The sequence below is a fragment of the Streptomyces griseosporeus genome (assembly GCF_014656055.1).
In the GTDB taxonomy this organism is placed as follows: domain Bacteria; phylum Actinomycetota; class Actinomycetes; order Streptomycetales; family Streptomycetaceae; genus Streptomyces; species Streptomyces griseosporeus.
Genome location: NZ_BNBR01000006.1, coordinates 366,697 through 382,436 on the forward strand (window position 1 = coordinate 366,697; position 15,740 = coordinate 382,436).

Here is a 15,740-nt window from a genome sequence, read left to right on the forward strand (position 1 = left end):
CCCCGATAATTACCGGCGGGCGGCTTCCGCGCCCGGCAGCATGGGCGCCATGACCGACATCACGATCAGGGCCGGAGGGCCCGCCGACATACCGGCCGTGCTCGGCCTCTTCGACGGGGCCATGGAGTGGCTGGTGGCGCAGGGGCGGACCGGGCAGTGGGGGACCGAGCCCTGGTCGACCAGCCAGGGCACGGTGGACATCGTCACGCACTACCTGACGAAGGGGCAGCCGTTCGTCGCGGAGGCGGGCGGGGTGCCGGTCGGTACGCTCACGCTCACCGAGGGGCCGGGGCCATATCTGCCGCCCGCCGGTGAGCCCGAGCGGTATGTGCATCTGCTGGTCACCGACCGGCGGCTGAAGGGGCGCGGCATCGGCGGCGCGCTGCTCGCGCACGCCGTGGCGGAGACCCGGCGGGCGGGCGTCGCGCTGCTGCGGGTCGACTGCTACGCCGGGGACGACCGCAAGCTGGTCGCGTTCTACGAGCGCAACGGCTTCACCCCGACCGAGACGTACACCGGCGAGGACGGCTGGCCCGGCCAGGTCCTCGCCCGGCGTGTACTCCCCTGACAGCCGGTCCTCACGCCGCCGCCGTCAGTTCCTCCCGGCGCTCCCTCGGCACGAACCGCACGTGCGGGTGGCCGCCGTTCCAGCCGACCGACAGGCGCAGGCCGCCGACGCGGGCCAGGACCAGGGCGATGGCCGTGGCGGCCAGGGCCGAGATCACGCCGCCGACGGCGAGGCCGGCCCGGACGCCGTACGCGTCGGTGATCCATCCGGCGATGGGCGCGCCGACGGGCGAGCCGCCCATGAACACCATCATGTAGAGGGCCATCACCCGGCCGCGCATGGCCGGGTCGGTGGCCATCTGGACGCTGGTGTTGGCGGTGACGTTGACCGTCATGCCGAACATCCCGATGGGTGCCATGAGCAGGGCGAACAGCCACAGCGACGGGGCGAGCGCGGCGACCGTCTCCAGGACGCCGAAGGTCACCGCGGCCGTGATCAGCACCCGCATCCGGGCCGTGCCGCGCCGGGCGGCGAGCAGGGCGCCCGCGAGGGAGCCGACGGCCATGAGGGTGTTGAAGAGGCTGTAGGAGCCCGCGCCCGCGTGGAAGACGTCGTCGGCGAAGGCCGACAGGTACACGGGGAAGTTGAAGCCGAAGGTGCCGATGAACCCGACGAGGGCGATCGTCCAGATCAGTTCCGGGCGGCCCGCGACATAGCGCAGGCCCTCCCTGAGCTGGCCCTTGCCGCGCGGGGCGCGCTCGACGACGTGCAGTTCGCGGGAGCGCATCAGCAGCAGTCCGGCGATGGGCGCGACGAAGGACAGCCCGTTGAAGAGGAAGGCCCAGCCGGTGCCGACGCCGGTGATCATCAGGCCGGCGACGGCCGGGCCGACGAGGCGGGCCGACTGGAAGTTCGCGGAGTTCAGGCTGACGGCGTTCTGCAGCTGGTCGCGGCCGACCATCTCGGTCACGAAGGACTGGCGGGCCGGGTTGTCGACGACCGTGGCGAGGCCGACGAGGAACGCGGCGAGGTAGACGTGCCAGACCTGGACGTGCCCGGTGAGGGTGAGGGCGGCCAGGGCGAGGCCGGTGACGGCCATCGAGGACTGGGTGAACAGCAGCGTGCGGCGCTTGGGGAGGCGGTCCACGAGGACGCCGCCGTAGAGGCCGAAGAGCAGCATGGGCAGGAACTGCAGCGCGGTGGTGAAGCCGACGGCGGTGGCGGAGCCGGTGAGGCTGAGCACCAGCCAGTCCTGGGCGATGCGCTGCATCCAGGTGCCGGTGTTGGAGACGACCTGGCCGAGGAAGAAGAGGCGGTAGTTCCTGATCTTCAGCGAGCTGAACATCGAGGAGGTGCGGGTGGGGGTAGTAGGGGTCGGTGCGGGGGCGGAAGGTGTTCCGGTTCCCGTACTCAAAAGCGTTCGCCTCCTTGTGGTACGTCCTTACAGATGCGCGAGCTTCTCCAGCACGGGGGCGGCTGCGCGCAGCTTCGCCCACTCGTCCTCGTCGAGGTTCTCCACCAGGGCGGCCAGGAAGGCGTTCCGCTTGGCGCGGCTCTCGGCGAGCATGGCCTCGGCCTGTTCGGTCTTGCTGACGACCTTCTGGCGCCGGTCCTCGGGGTGCGGCTCCAGCCGGACCAGTCCCTTGGCCTCCAGCAGGGCGACGATGCGGGTCATCGACGGCGGCTGGACGTGCTCCTTGCGGGCCAGCTCACCGGGGGTGGCCTTGCCGCAGAGGGAGAGGGTGCCGAGCACCGACATCTCGGTGGGGCTCAGCGACTCGTCGACTCGCTGGTGCTTGAGCCGACGCGACAGGCGCATCACGGCGGAGCGCAGGGCGTTCACGGCGGCGTCGTCGTCGCCATGGGTGAGGTCCGGCATGTCTTTAGCGTAACTCATTACTCTGACTAACAACCACCGGGGGTGGGCGGGTATGCCCGTGACTCCGGCCACTGATGCGCCGGGTGACCACCGAATCACTCATTCGGGTGATCGCAGAGCGGAACGTGACACACCGCCCGGAACACTGCGGCGACCCTCGTGTGCATGGGGACCAGCGTGCTCAGCCTGCGGATAGACGGGGAGCTGCTCGAACGGCTCCGGCACCACGCGGCGAAAAGAGGAATGAGCGTCCAGGACTATGTCGTCCGGACGCTCATTCGCGATGACTTCGACGAGCGGTTCCAGGCCGCCGTCGAGGAGACGGAGAAGTTCTACGGGCTCACCTAGGCCCCGGTCAGAGCCTAGGCACCCCCGGCATCAGGTCAGGCCCAGCGCCGGCATCAGGTAGTAGAAGGCGAACACCGCCGAGACCACGTACATCGCCGCCGGGACCTCCTTGGCCCGGCCGGCCGCCAGGCGCAGCAGGGTGAAGGTGATGAAGCCCATGCCGATGCCGTTGGTGATCGAGTAGGTGAACGGCATCATCAGCATCGTCACGAACGCCGGGATCGCGATGGTGTGGTCGGCCCAGTCGATCTCCTTGACGGAGCCGGCCAGGATCAGGAAGCCGACCGCGACGAGCGCGGGCGTGGCCGCCTGGGACGGGACCATCGTGGCGATCGGCGTCAGGAACAGGGCCACGGCGAACAGCGAGCCGGTGACCACGTTGGCCAGGCCGGTGCGCGCACCCTCGCCGACGCCCGCCGTGGACTCCACGAAGCAGGTGGTGGCCGAGGAGGAGCTGGCGCCGCCCGCGGCGACCGCGATGCCGTCGACGAAGAGGACCTTGTTGATGCCGGGCATCTGGCCCTGGGCGTCGGTCAGCTTGGCCTCGTCGGAGACGCCCATGATCGTGCCCATGGCGTCGAAGAAGCAGGACAGCAGCACGGTGAAGACGAACAGGACACCGGTCAGCACGCCGACCTTGTCGAAGCCGCCGAACAGGCTGACCTGGCCGACCAGGCCGAAGTCGGGGGTGGCGACCGGGTTGCCCGGCCACTTCGGGACGGTCAGACCCCAGGCCTGGCCGCCGGCGACCGCCTCGATGATCACCGCGACGACCGTCATGGCGACGATCGAGAGCAGGATCGCACCGGGCGTCCGGCGCACGATCAGCGCGAACGTCAGCAGCGCGCCGAGGATGAAGACGAGGACCGGCCAGCCGGTGAGGTGACCGGTGCCGCCGAGCTGGAGCGGGACGGTGGTGTGCGCGGCGTCCGGGATCCGGCTGACGAAGCCGGAGTCGACCAGGCCGATCAGCATGATGAACAGGCCGATACCGATCGAGATGGCCTTGCGCAGGCCGAACGGCACCGCGTTCATCACCCGCTCGCGCAGACCGGTGGCGACCAGCAGCATGACCACGAAACCGGCGAGGACCACCATGCCCATCGCGTCCGGCCAGGACATGCGCGGGGCGAGCTGGAGGGCGACGACCGAGTTCACGCCGAGACCGGCGGCGAGCGCGATCGGGACGTTGCCGATGACGCCCATCAGCAGGGTGGTGAACGCCGCCGTCAGCGCGGTGGCGGTGACCAGCTGGCCGTTGTCCAGCTGATGGCCGTACATGTCCTTCGCGCTGCCGAGGATGATCGGGTTCAGCACGATGATGTACGCCATCGCGAAGAAGGTGGCGAGACCGCCCCGGACCTCGCGTGCAAGGGTGCTGCCGCGCTCCGAGATCTTGAAGTAGCGGTCGAGGGCGCCGTAGGCGGGCGCCTTGCCCGGCTGCTCGGGCGCGGGGACCTTGGCGGGGGCCGAGGTGGACATTTGTGAGTTCCTACGAACAGAAGTGGTCAGAGGCAAACGGTTTCAGTATGAACATATGAGTTCCTTGATTGCCATCTCCGCGCGTAGACCTGATCGCGGCCTAAACTGACCCCATGGCGAAGTGGACCCCCAAGCACGAGGCGCCGGAGCCCCTGGAGGGCCCCGTGGTCGCCACCATCACCGGCGGCACGATCGTGTGGTTCGTCCTCTTCCTGGCCCAGCTCCCCTTCTACGGCTGGTTCGACGACCACGGCCACACCTGGTGGGTGTGGACCTGCCTGGCCGGCGGCGGGCTCGGCCTCATCGGCATCTGGTACGTGCGCAAGCGGGACGCCGCCATCAAGCGGGCCGCGGCCCGCGAGGAGACCCCGGGCGAGCCCACCCCGGCTGAATAGCCTGTACAACCACGGCAGGACACCCGGTCCTCCCCAGGTCGGATCTTCCGGGCACTCGGCGGGTGAAGCCGTGAAACCGCACGTACCGTCGAATGCATGACGCACACCGATGCCGAACTCGATCCGGTGCGTGCCGTGCGGGCTCCGGCGACCCCGGCCGGCGGACTGACCGCCGCCCAGGTCGCCGAGCGGGTGGCGCGCGGTGACGTCAACGACGTACCCGTCCGCAGCAGCCGCTCGCTCGGCGAGATCGTCCGGGGGAACGTCTTCACCCGGTTCAACGCGATCATCGGCGTGCTGTGGCTGATCATGCTGTTCGTCGCGCCGATCCAGGACAGCCTGTTCGGCTTCGTGATCCTCGCCAACACCGGCATCGGCATCGTCCAGGAGTGGCGGGCCAAGCAGACCCTGGACTCCCTCGCCGTCATCGGCGAGGCCAAACCCATGGTGCGCCGGGACGGGGCCGCCGTCGCCCTGCACACCTCGGAGATCGTCCTCGACGACCTCCTGGAGATCGGCCCCGGCGACAAGATCGTCGTCGACGGGGTGTGCGTCGAGGCCGACGGACTGGAGATCGACGAGTCGCTGCTCACCGGCGAGGCCGACCCCGTCGTCAAACACCCCGGCGACCCCGTCATGTCCGGCAGCTTCGTCGTCGCGGGCGGCGGCGCCTTCCAGGCCACCAAGGTGGGCCGCGAGGCCTACGCCGCGCAGCTCGCCGAGGAGGCGTCCCGCTTCACCCTCGTCCACTCCGAGCTGCGCTCCGGCATCTCCACCATCCTGAAGTACGTCACCTGGATGATGGTGCCGACCGCGATCGGCCTCGTCATCAGCCAGCTCGTGGTCAAGGAGCACGGCTTCAAGGACTCCGTCGCCCGCACGGTCGGCGGCATCGTCCCGATGGTCCCGGAGGGGCTGGTCCTGCTCACCTCCGTCGCCTTCGCGATAGGCGTCATACGGCTCGGCCGCCAGCAGTGCCTCGTACAGGAACTCCCCGCCATCGAGGGCCTCGCCCGCGTCGACACCGTCTGCCTCGACAAGACCGGCACCCTCACCGAGGGCGGCATGGACGTCACCGAGCTGCGGCTCCTCGACGGCAGCGACGGCACATACGTCCGCCGGGCGCTCGCCGCGCTCGGCGAGTCCGACCCGCGCCCCAACGCCTCCCTGAAGGCGGTCATCGACGCCTTCCCCGACAACGACGACTGGCGCTGCACCGAGTCCCTGCCCTTCTCCTCCGCCCGCAAGTACAGCGGCGGCACCTTCAGCGAGGGCGACGGCGAGTCCAGCACCTGGCTGCTCGGCGCCCCCGACGTGCTGCTGCCGCCCGGCGACCCGGCGCTCGCCGACACCGAACAGCTCAACCGGCGGGGTCTGCGCGTCCTCCTCCTCGCCCGGGCCGTCCGCGACCTCGACGACCCCGAGGTCGCCCGGGGCGCCCGGCCCGCCGCGCTCGTCGTCCTCGACCAGCGGCTGCGGCCCGACGCCGCCGACACCCTGCGCTACTTCGCCGAGCAGAACGTCCACGCCAAGGTCATCTCCGGCGACAACGCGGTCTCCGTCGGCGCGGTCGCCGCCAAGGTCGGGCTGAACGGGGCCGCCGTGGACGCGCGCCGGCTGCCCGCCGAGCGGGACGGCATGGCACGGGAACTGGAGCAGGCCACCGTCTTCGGGCGGGTCACCCCGCAGCAGAAACGGGACATGGTCGGCGCGCTCCAGTCCCGCGGGCACACCGTCGCGATGACCGGCGACGGCGTCAACGACGTCCTCGCACTGAAGGACGCCGACATCGGCGTCGCCATGGGCTCCGGCTCCGAGGCCACCCGGGCCGTCGCCCAGATCGTGCTGCTGAACAACAGCTTCGCCACGCTGCCGTCGGTGGTCGGCGAGGGGCGGCGGGTCATCGGCAACATCACCCGCGTCGCCACGCTGTTCCTGGTCAAGACCGTGTACTCGGTGCTGCTGGCGCTGCTGGTGGTGTGCTGGCAGGTGGAGTACCCCTTCCTGCCGCGCCATCTGACCCTGCTGTCCACCCTCACCATCGGCGTCCCCGCGTTCTTCCTCGCGCTCGCCCCCAACAAGGAGCGCGCGAAACCCCACTTCGTGCGGCGGGTCATGCGGTACGCGATCCCCGGCGGGGTGGTCGCCGGGGTCGCCACCTTCGTGATGTATCTGGTCGCGCGGCACCACTACACGGGGCCGGGGTCGCTGGACGCGGAGACCAGCGCGGCGACGCTGACGCTGTTCCTGATCTCCATGTGGGTGCTGGCGATCATCGCGCGGCCGTACACGTGGTGGCGGGTGGCGCTGGTCGCGGCGATGGGGGCCGCGTTCGTGGTGGTGCTGGCCGTGCCGTGGCTGCAGGAGTTCTTCGCGTTGAAGCTGGTCGGGATGTCGATGCCGTGGACCGCCGTCGGCATCGCGGTGGTGGGAGCGGGGGTGCTGGAGGTTCTCTGGCGGGCGGTGGACCGGCGGTTTCCGGCGTAGACCGCCCTACCAGGCGTCAGTCGAACCAGCGGTCCCTCGCCAGCTCCTCCGTGCGTGAGGGATCTTCGAGCAGGGCCGCCACCTCGAAGCGGCGCGGCCACTGGCCCGCCGACCATGCCAGGCCCGCCGCCACGCCCTCCAGGGTGGACGCGTGCAGGACGCCGTCCGCGGTGACGCGCCAGTCGATCTCCACGCCGTCCACGACCAGTTCGTCGTGCTCGAGGTAGGTACCGGGCGTACGCGGGCCCAGCAGGACCCGTACCGACTCGGGTACGTCGTGTTCCGTGCCCTCGGAGTGGACCTCACCGGTGACGGACTCGCTCAGGCGGCGCACCTGGAACAGCTCCGCCAGGTCGGCCGCGCGGGACGGGCGCACCGGCAGCAGCGGCACGCCCTCGGTGAACGGCAGCAGGTCGGGCGAGTCGACGACGACCGCGTCGGCCGCGTCCACCACCCGCACCTCGCCGTCGACGACGGCCCGCAGCTCGTCCGGCAGGGTCACCTGCTCCGGGTCCAGCTCGGCCAACGCGCCGTACAGGCCGTGCAGTTGAGCCGCCGTCACGGGGCGGTCCGGGTCGGCGAGACGGTCGAGGAGTTCGGCCGCGCCGCCGGGCTCGTCGAGCAGGGCCGCCACCGACGTCCGCACGCCCAGCGCCCGCAGCACCTGCTCGTCGTCGAACCCGGTCGCGTCGGCCTCGTCGTACAGGCCGCGCAGCAGCGGGTCGCCGCCGGCCGCCAGCAGGCCCGCCGGGCGGCGGCCGTCCAGCACCGGGTGACCCCGCAGCCACCACGCGGTGTACGGCCGTACGACCTCGTGGGTGCCGTCGGGGAGGAGGATGCGGACCGGCTGGACCAGGGCGTCCCGCAGGGGCGGGCGGGAGAGCAGCGCGAGGGCCTGCGGCCAGTGGTCGTCGTCGACCAGGTCCAGGTCGCGCACGGCGACCAGTTCCGTGGCGACCGGCGGGACCGGGGTGTCCGGGAAGCGGTCGAGGATGTCCTCGCACCACACGTCGACCGCGTCGAGCAGGCCCGCGTCGTCGGGCTCGGCGAAGTCGCCCTCGCGGGGCTCCAGTTCGTCCGGGTCGAGGACGACGTCGGTGGCGCGGACGAGCGCGAACGTGGCGAGGACACCGCAGGCGGCGAGGGGCTGCTCGCCCCACTTCTCGGCCAGTTCGGCGTCCACGCAGGCCAGCTCGCCCTCCCGCATGACCTGGTGGAAGGGGCTGCCGGGCAGGACCAGCTCGCCCGCCGGGGCCGGCTCGCCGTCCTCGTCGGGCAGCGCGAGCGCGCCCAGCCAGGGCTCGTCGCCGGGCTCCAGACCGGCGTCACGGACCAGGGCGAGAACGGTGTCGGCGAGTTCCTCGGCGTCCGGGGTGTCCTCGTCCCAGCCGCCGGCGTCCTCGTCGAGGGAGGCGGCGACCGCCGCCCGCACCTGCGGCGTGGTGAGGATCGCGCGCGGGGTGGCGGGCAGCGCGCCCAGCTTCTCCAGCAGCGGGTGCGCGGCGTCCTCGTGGGCGACCTTCAGACCGAGCCGGGCCAGGATCTCCGGGTCGACCCCGGTGGTGTCCGCGGTGGGCAGCAGGACCTGCCGGGGGCCGATGGTCGTGCGGCCGTCGGCGAGCGGCACGGGCAGCCCGGAGAGCCGGTCGGGGTCGACGCCGGCGAGGCTGTCGTAGAGCCGCCGCCACCAGCCGGGATCCTTCTCCAGGCCGGCGAGGCGGTCGATGGCGTCGGTGAGCGGCACACGGGCCACGCCCAGCGTCCGCAGTTCGATACGGCGTTCCAGTCCGGCGGGCAGCAGCGTGGGCAGCACCTCGGCGAGGACCCGTACGGTCTCCACGCCCGCGCCCTCCACGACCTCCGCGTCCCGGGGCCGCAGCGACTCCGGCAGGTCCTCGTGGTCGGGGGCGGGCTCGGCGGCCGGCGGCAGGAAGGAGGTGCGCGGCAGGCGCTCCAGGATGGCCTGGCGCAGCGCGCCGTCCAGCTCGCCCTTGCCGAGCGGGCCCGGCACGAGGTCGATGATGCCGGTGCTCACCGGCCGCCAGTCGGCGAGGAGTTCGGCGTACGCGTCCGCCGCCCGCTGCACCAGGAAGTCGGTGAGCGGTCCGGCCGCGGTGTGCCGGCGGGTGGAGTCCAGCGGGAACGAGGCGATGAGCAAGGCGGGCACGCCCAGCGGTTCGTCGCTGGGGGTCGGGGCGTGCACGACCGGGCTGGTGCGGGGGCGGGCCGGGGTGCTGTCGGTGGCGTCGACCGGGACGGCCCAGGTCAGCGACCAGTGGGGGCGCAGCCGCTCCTCCACGGGGCGGTCGGCGAGCAGGTCGGGGGTGAGCGGGCCGTGCGCGGAGGACGTACGCCAGTGGGTGGTGCCGTTCTCCGAGTCCTCCACGACCGTGAAGGGGCCGTCGGTGCGGCGGCGAAGGGTGCGGGCGGGCCCGTCCCCGATCTCGACGACGACCTCCTCCAGGCCCGGCAGGGCGAGCAGCAGGGCGTCGTCGACCGCGGTGAGCAGGCGTTCGGCGAGGTCGGCGGCGGCCGCGTCGCGCAGCGGGAGCACGACGACCGTGTCGTAGGGGCCGGGGGCGGTGCCCTCGGCGGCGAAGGGGAGGCGCAGGAGCGGTACGTGCCCGTCGCGGCGGCGGATCTCGTCGCCGAGGCCGGGGCTGTGCCGGGCGGTCTCGGCGGCCAGTTCGCGGGCCTCGGCGAGGGACCAGCGCACGCCGCCGTGCCGGCCGAGGACGGCGGGCTCGTCGCTGACGGAGAGGACGGCGGCGAAACCGACGCCGAAGCGGCCGACGGCGCCCTGGTGGGTGTCCCGCTTCGCGGAGGCGCGCAGGGTGGCCAGCGACTCGACGCCGGCCGCGTCCAGGGGGGCGCCGGTGTTGGCGGCGGCGAGGACGTTGTCGCGGAGGGTGAGGCGGAGGCGGCCGGGGGTGCCGGCGCGGGCGGCGGCGTCGGCGGCGTTCTGGGCGAGCTCTACGACGAGGCGGTCGCGGTAGCCGCCGAGGACGAGTTCCTCCTCGGCGTTGGCGTCCTCGCGGAAGCGGGCGGGGCTGGTGGCCCAGGCGTCGAGGACTCCGCGGCGCAGACGGGCCGTCCCGAAGGGGTCGGCACCCTCGGCCGCCGGCCGCACGAACTTGCTCACGACGTTCACTCTCCTCATCGGGGTGAGCACGAAGGTACCGTGCCCGGCCCGACCGTCACGGGGCTCCGCCCCGCACCCCGCCAGGGGCTCCGCCCCTGGACCCCGGCCTTCGCCCACCCACCACCCGACTCGGTGGGTCGAGAAGTGCGCCAACGGGCCACCTTTGGCCCACCAAGTCACACGCCGCCGGGCGGCAACCTTCCACCCGCCCGAGACACACGCCCCGGGCGGCAACCTTCCAGCCGACCGAGACACGCCCCGGGCGGCACCCCCCACCCGACCGAGACACACCGACCGGGCGGCAGCCTTCCAGCCGGCCGAGGCGCATGCCCCGGGCGGCAACCCTCCAGCCGACCGAGACACACCGGCGGGGCGGCAGCCTTCCAGGCGACCGAGACACACCGGCGGGGCGGCAGCCTTCCAGCCGACCGAGGCACGCCCCAGGCGGCAACCCCCCACCCGACCGAGGCGCACGCCCCGGGCGGCACCCCCCACCCGACCGAGACACACCGGCCGGGCGGCAGCCTTCCAGCCGGCCGAGGCGCATGCCCCGGGCGGCAACCCTCCAGCCGACCGAGACGGGTGGTGGGTGGGCATAGGCGGGGTCCAGGGGCGGAGCCCCTGGCGGGGGGCTGGGGGCGGAGCCCCCAGGGCCTCGGGGGTCCGGGGGCGCTGCCCCCAGGGCCCTTGTGAAGCCCGGCGGAGCCTACGAGTGGCCCAGTTCCGCCGACTCCTCGTCCGTCGTCTCCGGTACGGACCCGGACGGCGCCGGCCGCAGCGGGAACGGGTCGACCCGCGTCTCGTCGATCACCGGCGGAGCCGGCTGCGGCGGCTTCGGCATCACCGCCGCCTCGGAGTGCCCCCCGCAGCCGTACGCGAGGGACACGACCCGCCCGTCCGCCGGGGAGAACTCGTTGGCGCACACCCCGAACGCCTGTCCCAGCGACCCACCGATCGGCACCAGGAACCCGCAGCTCACGCACGCCGCGGGCGCGGCCTGGGCCATCGGGGTCTTCGAGCCGAACGCCTCTTCCCAGCGGTCCGCGGCGACATGCAGGCCGTACCGGGACAGCACCCGGGCCCGGCGCATGCCCAGCTCCTCCGCGACCGCGGCGATCGAGCCGCGGGACGGCGCGGTGGCGAGGCCGGCGGGCGGGCCCTCGGTGACCTCGGCGTCCTCCGCCTCGACCAGCTCGGCCATGTCGGCGGAGACGGCCGAGTTCGGCGGGGGCTCCTCCTCGCCGGTGAAGCCGGGCTCCAGGCGCAGGTCCTCGGCGTCGGTGGGCAGCAGGTCGCCGGGGCCCATGTCGCCGGGGCGCAGCCGCTCGCTCCACGGCACCCACTCCGGCGCGAGGACGGCGTCGGGGCCGGGCAGCAGCACGACCTCGTCGAGCGTGACGATCTTGGCGCGGGAGGCGCGGGCCACGGTGACGGCCCAGCGCCAGCCGCGGTAGCCCAGCTCCTTGCACTCGAAGAAGTGCGTGACCACGCGGTCGCCCTCGGAGACCAGCCCGGCGTGCTCGCCGACGACGCCGGGCGCGGCGGCCTCCTCGGCTGCAGCGCGGGCGAGGTCGACGGCCTCGGCGCACAGGCGGTCGGGGGTGCGGCTTCGCGTGCTCGCTGCGCTCACAGGTATCGCTTCTCTCCAGTACGCCGTCTTCCGGTGCGGGTGCCTCCGGCGGCGGGGCGGAAGACGGAGCGGACACCTGGACCGCTTCGACGTCTGCGCACGCTCGCGCTCGGGCGCACCTCACCATCCATTCTGCGGGATGGCCGAGATACGCACGCTACCTGTTCGCCGCCGCTGGGCCTACACCGACGTCTTCGTTCGCCGCTTCGCGGCGGTTCTTTCCCCCTCCCCCACCCGACCCGCTTGGCCGCAAACGCGCCGTAACGGCACTACGTCCACCTATCTCGGGGCACTATGACGAGGTGGCAGCCGCGAAGTCCCCCGAAGGTGCCACCGGGATCGGTGGGGTCAAAGGAAGCAAGGCGAGCAAGGGGAGCAGCCGAGGCGGCGGTTCGGGCCGGTTCCGGGGGTCCGTCCGCTCGGTCGGGCGTGCCCTGCACTTCCCGGTGACCGGTCCGGCCCGCGGCATCCGCAAGGCGACGCACGCGCACGGCGCAGGCGAGTCGGGGCTCGGCCAGCTGATCGAGCTGCACGGGGTGAACGGCGCCGGGGATGTCATGATCACCGTCGCGCTGGCGTCGACGGTGTTCTTCTCGGTGCCGACGGACGAGGCGCGCGGGCGGGTCGCGCTGTATCTGGCGATCACGATGGCGCCGTTCACGGTGCTGGCCCCGGTGATCGGCCCGCTGCTGGACCGGCTGCCGCACGGCCGCCGGGCGGCGATGGCGGGCGCGATGCTGGCGCGGGCGCTGCTGGCGCTGGTGCTGTCGGGGGCGGTGGTCACCGGCGGTCTGGAGCTGTATCCGGCGGCGCTCGGCGTGCTGGTGGCGTCGAAGGCGTACGGCGTGGTCAGAAGCGCGGTCGTGCCACGGCTGCTGCCGCCGAAGATCTCCCTGGTCAAGGCGAACTCGCGGGTCACGCTGGGCGGGCTGCTCGCCACCGGGGTGGCCGCGCCCATCGGGGGCGGGCTGCAGGCGATCGGGGCGCGCTGGCCGCTGTACGGCGCGTTCGTGATCTTCATCGCCGGGATGTTTCTGTCGTTCTCGCTGCCGCCGAAGGTGGACTCCGCGAAGGGCGAGGACACCGCGCTGCTCGCGGCGGACGAGCAGCATCTGCACGGGCCGCATCTGAAGCCGGTGAAGCGGCCGGGGCTGCGCACGGTCGGCCCGGCGGTCACGCACGCGCTCGGCGCGAACGCGGCGATCCGCTGCCTGACCGGCTTCCTGATCTTCTTCCTGGCGTTCCTGCTGCGCGAGCACCCGATAACGGGGCAGAGCGCGGCGGTGTCGCTGGGCATGGTGGCGGTCGCGGCGGGCGCCGGGAACGCGCTGGGCACGGCGGTGGGCGCGTGGCTGCGGTCGCGGGCGCCGGAGATCATCATCGTGACGGTGGTGGCGGTCGTGCTGGGCGCGGCGGTCGTGGCGGCGGTGTTCTTCGGGGCGGTGCTGGTGGCGTGCCTGGCGGCGGTGGCCGGGTTCGCGCAGGCGCTGGCCAAGCTGTCGCTGGACGCGCTGATCCAGCGGGACGTGCCGGAGCTGGTGCGCACATCGGCGTTCGCCCGCTCGGAGACGCTGCTGCAGATGGCGTGGGTGTTCGGCGGGGCGATCGGCATCGTGATGCCGCTGAACGGCACGGTGGGTCTGTCGGTGGCCGCGGCGATCGTCGCGGTCGGCTGGCTGACGACCGTACGGGGCCTGCTGGCCTCGGCCCGCCACGGCGGCGCGTCCCGGGCGCGAGTGGCGTGAGAGTCCGCGGCCGTCCGGGGTGGAAACGCCCGCCTGGCGTAACGAACCGGGCACGTCGGCCCCCGCGTGGTCGGTGTGCGGTGGCCGCCCGATAGCCTTCGGGCATGACCATGCTGCAATCCGTCGTGCGACGCCGCCGCGCCGTCGCCGCCGCCGGCGCCGTTTCCGCCGGACTGCTCGTCCTGTCGGCCTGCGACAAGCCGACGCCGGTTTCCACGATCTCGATCGGCCGCGGCTCGGTCAGCTCCGAGGCCGCCTGCTACAACGACGGCAAGGCCCTGGACGCCAAGACGCTGACGAAGTGCGCCACCGACAAGTCCGACGTGAAGTCGATCGACCTGGGCCAGGACCAGGCGATCCGGATCGGCGTCGACCCCGAGATCGCCGAGAACGGCTGGACCATCCTGGTCAACGGCCGCCAGTTCGCCGACTTCAGCAAGAACACCTACCGGTCCGTGCCGGGCAGCGTGTTCTTCAACGAGCAGTACCAGACCGGTGGCGAGACCAACACGATCTCCATCCAGGAGGGCGAGAAGGCTCCCAAGGGCGTCTGGACGTTCAAGCTGAAGAAGGCCTACTGACCGGGGTCCGTCCGATGCGTGTCCTCGTCGCCACCGCCGTTCCCGCCGAGCGGGACGCGGTGGCGCAGGCGTTTCCCGCCGGGCGCGGCCCGGCCGCCCCGGGGCTGCTGGCCGCCGGCGTGGGCCCGGCACGCGCGGCCGCCGCCACCGCCGCCGCCCTGACCGCCGCCGAGCGCGACGGCGCCCCCTACGGGCTCGTCGTCAGCGCCGGTATCGGCGGCGGCTTCCTGCCCGGGGCGCCCCTCGGCTCGCTCGTCGTCGCCGACGAGATCACCGCAGCCGATCTGGGCGCCGAGACCCCGGACGGCTTCCTGCCCGTCACCGAGCTGGGCTTCGGCACCGTCACCCACCGCCCACCCGCGGCCCTGGTGCGGCGGGCCGCGGCCGCCACCGGCGCCCCGGCCGGGACCGTGCTGACCGTGACGACCGTCACCGGCACCGCCGCCCGCGCGGCCGAGCTGCGCGCCCGCCACCCGCGGGCCCTCGCCGAGGCCATGGAGGGTTTCGGGGTCGCCGAGGCCGCCGCCCTGCACGGGCTGCCCGTGCTGGAGATCCGCGCGGTGTCCAACCCGGTCGGCCCGCGCGACCGTGCCGCCTGGCGCATCGGGGAGGCGCTGGCCACGCTCACCGAGGGCTTCGGGAAGCTGGCACCCGTACTGGAGAGTTGGAACAGCCATGACGACCAGTGAGCCCGCGCGGTCCCTGCGGATCGCCTACTCGCCCTGCCCGAACGACACGTTCGTCTTCGACGCCCTCGCCCACGGCCGGGTCCCCGGCGCGCCCGCGCTGGACGTGACCTTCGCCGACATCGACCTCACCAACGGCATGGCCGAGCGCGGCGAGTTCGACGTGCTGAAGGTGTCGTACGCCGTGCTGCCGTACGTCCTCGGCGAGTACGCCCTGCTGCCGTGCGGCGGGGCTCTGGGGCGGGGCTGCGGGCCGCTGGTGCTCAGCCGCGAGGCCGGTCTCGATCTGACGGGGCGTACGGTCGCCGTGCCCAGCGAGCGGTCGACGGCGTATCTGCTGTTCCGGCTGTGGGCGGCGGACACCGTGCCCGGCGGGGTCGGTGACATCGTCGTCATGCCGTTCCACGAGATCATGCCGGCCGTGCGGGACGGCAAGGTGGACGCCGGACTGGTCATCCACGAGGCCCGGTTCACGTACCAGAGCTACGGCCTGCACAAGCTGGCCGACATGGGCGAGCACTGGGAGCGGACGACCGGGCTGCCGATCCCGCTGGGCGCGATCATCGCGCGGCGGTCGCTGGGCGCGGACACGCTGAAGGTGCTCGCCGAGTCGATCCGTACGTCCGTGCGGATGGCGTGGGACGAGCCGGAGGTCTCCCGGCCGTATGTCATGGAGCACGCCCAGGAGATGGACCCGGCCGTCGCCGACCAGCACATCGGGCTGTACGTCAACGAGTTCACCGCCGGGCTGGGCGAGGACGGCTACGCGGCCGTGCGCGGGCTGCTCACCCGTGCGGCGGCCGAGGGGCTGGTGCCGCCCCTCGGCCCGGACGCGCTGGAATTCCCGTAGGTCCTGT

At 72.9% G+C, this 15,740-nt stretch carries 13 protein-coding genes; 8 read left to right on the top strand and 5 right to left on the bottom strand.

The features are described from left to right. Positions 1-40 precede the first annotated feature (40 nt). Positions 41-568 carry a GNAT family N-acetyltransferase gene (locus IE308_RS28240; protein WP_190220082.1) on the top strand — a complete coding sequence of 176 codons (528 nt, stop codon included), beginning with the start codon at positions 41-43 and terminating at the stop codon, positions 566-568. A gap of 10 nt (positions 569-578) precedes the next feature. Here the strand turns inward: IE308_RS28240 and IE308_RS28245 are convergent, their stop codons facing one another. Both IE308_RS28245 and IE308_RS28250 read right to left on the bottom strand, forming a co-directional pair. After that, complete coding sequence (locus IE308_RS28245) at positions 579-1,922, bottom strand: MFS transporter (RefSeq protein WP_373314612.1); 1,344 nt, start codon at positions 1,920-1,922, stop codon at positions 579-581. Between the two features lie 27 nt (positions 1,923-1,949). Beyond that, positions 1,950-2,387: a MarR family winged helix-turn-helix transcriptional regulator gene (locus IE308_RS28250; protein ID WP_110628840.1), complete on the bottom strand. Its 438-nt coding sequence runs from the start codon at positions 2,385-2,387 to the stop codon at positions 1,950-1,952. Between the two features lie 165 nt (positions 2,388-2,552). Between IE308_RS28250 and IE308_RS28255 the strand changes: the two genes are divergently transcribed. Then, positions 2,553-2,735: a ribbon-helix-helix protein, CopG family gene (locus IE308_RS28255; protein WP_110636649.1), complete on the top strand. Its 183-nt coding sequence runs from the start codon at positions 2,553-2,555 to the stop codon at positions 2,733-2,735. A gap of 30 nt (positions 2,736-2,765) precedes the next feature. On the opposite strand, the gene IE308_RS28260 is transcribed toward IE308_RS28255, so the two are convergent. Further along, positions 2,766-4,217 carry an NCS2 family permease gene (locus IE308_RS28260; RefSeq protein ID WP_190220083.1) on the bottom strand — a complete coding sequence of 484 codons (1,452 nt, stop codon included), beginning with the start codon at positions 4,215-4,217 and terminating at the stop codon, positions 2,766-2,768. A gap of 113 nt (positions 4,218-4,330) precedes the next feature. On the opposite strand from IE308_RS28260, the gene IE308_RS28265 reads away from it, so the two are divergent. Both IE308_RS28265 and IE308_RS28270 read left to right on the top strand, forming a co-directional pair. Then, entirely contained in the window at positions 4,331-4,612 is a 282-nt protein-coding gene (locus IE308_RS28265; protein ID WP_110628842.1) for a DUF2530 domain-containing protein, read from the top strand. Positions 4,613-4,708: 96 nt separating this feature from the next. Then, positions 4,709-7,099: a cation-translocating P-type ATPase gene (locus tag IE308_RS28270; protein WP_190220084.1), complete on the top strand. Its 2,391-nt coding sequence runs from the start codon at positions 4,709-4,711 to the stop codon at positions 7,097-7,099. Positions 7,100-7,115: 16 nt separating this feature from the next. Here the strand turns inward: IE308_RS28270 and IE308_RS28275 are convergent, their stop codons facing one another. Together IE308_RS28275 and IE308_RS28280 are read right to left on the bottom strand one after the other, a co-directional pair. Then, positions 7,116-10,241 carry a sacsin N-terminal ATP-binding-like domain-containing protein gene (locus IE308_RS28275; protein ID WP_190220085.1) on the bottom strand — a complete coding sequence of 1,042 codons (3,126 nt, stop codon included), beginning with the start codon at positions 10,239-10,241 and terminating at the stop codon, positions 7,116-7,118. Between the two features lie 706 nt (positions 10,242-10,947). Next, complete coding sequence (locus tag IE308_RS28280; RefSeq protein WP_190220086.1) at positions 10,948-11,871, bottom strand: DUF3027 domain-containing protein; 924 nt, start codon at positions 11,869-11,871, stop codon at positions 10,948-10,950. Between the two features lie 302 nt (positions 11,872-12,173). Here IE308_RS28280 and IE308_RS28285 point away from each other — a divergent pair, with 302 nt between their 5' ends. The 4 genes from IE308_RS28285 (at position 12,174) to IE308_RS28300 (ending at position 15,733) form a co-directional block, all read left to right on the top strand. Continuing rightward, positions 12,174-13,616, top strand: a complete 1,443-nt coding sequence (locus IE308_RS28285) for an MFS transporter (protein WP_110628845.1) — start codon at positions 12,174-12,176, stop codon at positions 13,614-13,616. 104 nt (positions 13,617-13,720) lie between these two features. Next, positions 13,721-14,197, top strand: coding sequence for a DUF2771 domain-containing protein (locus tag IE308_RS28290; protein ID WP_110628846.1), 477 nt, complete (start codon positions 13,721-13,723; stop codon positions 14,195-14,197). Between the two features lie 14 nt (positions 14,198-14,211). Further along, the gene (locus IE308_RS28295) at positions 14,212-14,886 is read left to right on the top strand and encodes a futalosine hydrolase (protein WP_190220087.1); all 675 of its coding nucleotides are present in this window, start codon (positions 14,212-14,214) and stop codon (positions 14,884-14,886) included. Continuing rightward, positions 14,873-15,733: a 1,4-dihydroxy-6-naphtoate synthase gene (locus tag IE308_RS28300; protein ID WP_190220088.1), complete on the top strand. Its 861-nt coding sequence runs from the start codon at positions 14,873-14,875 to the stop codon at positions 15,731-15,733. The genes IE308_RS28295 and IE308_RS28300 overlap by 14 nt, the downstream gene beginning before the upstream one ends. The last annotated feature ends 7 nt before the right edge of the window (positions 15,734-15,740 follow it).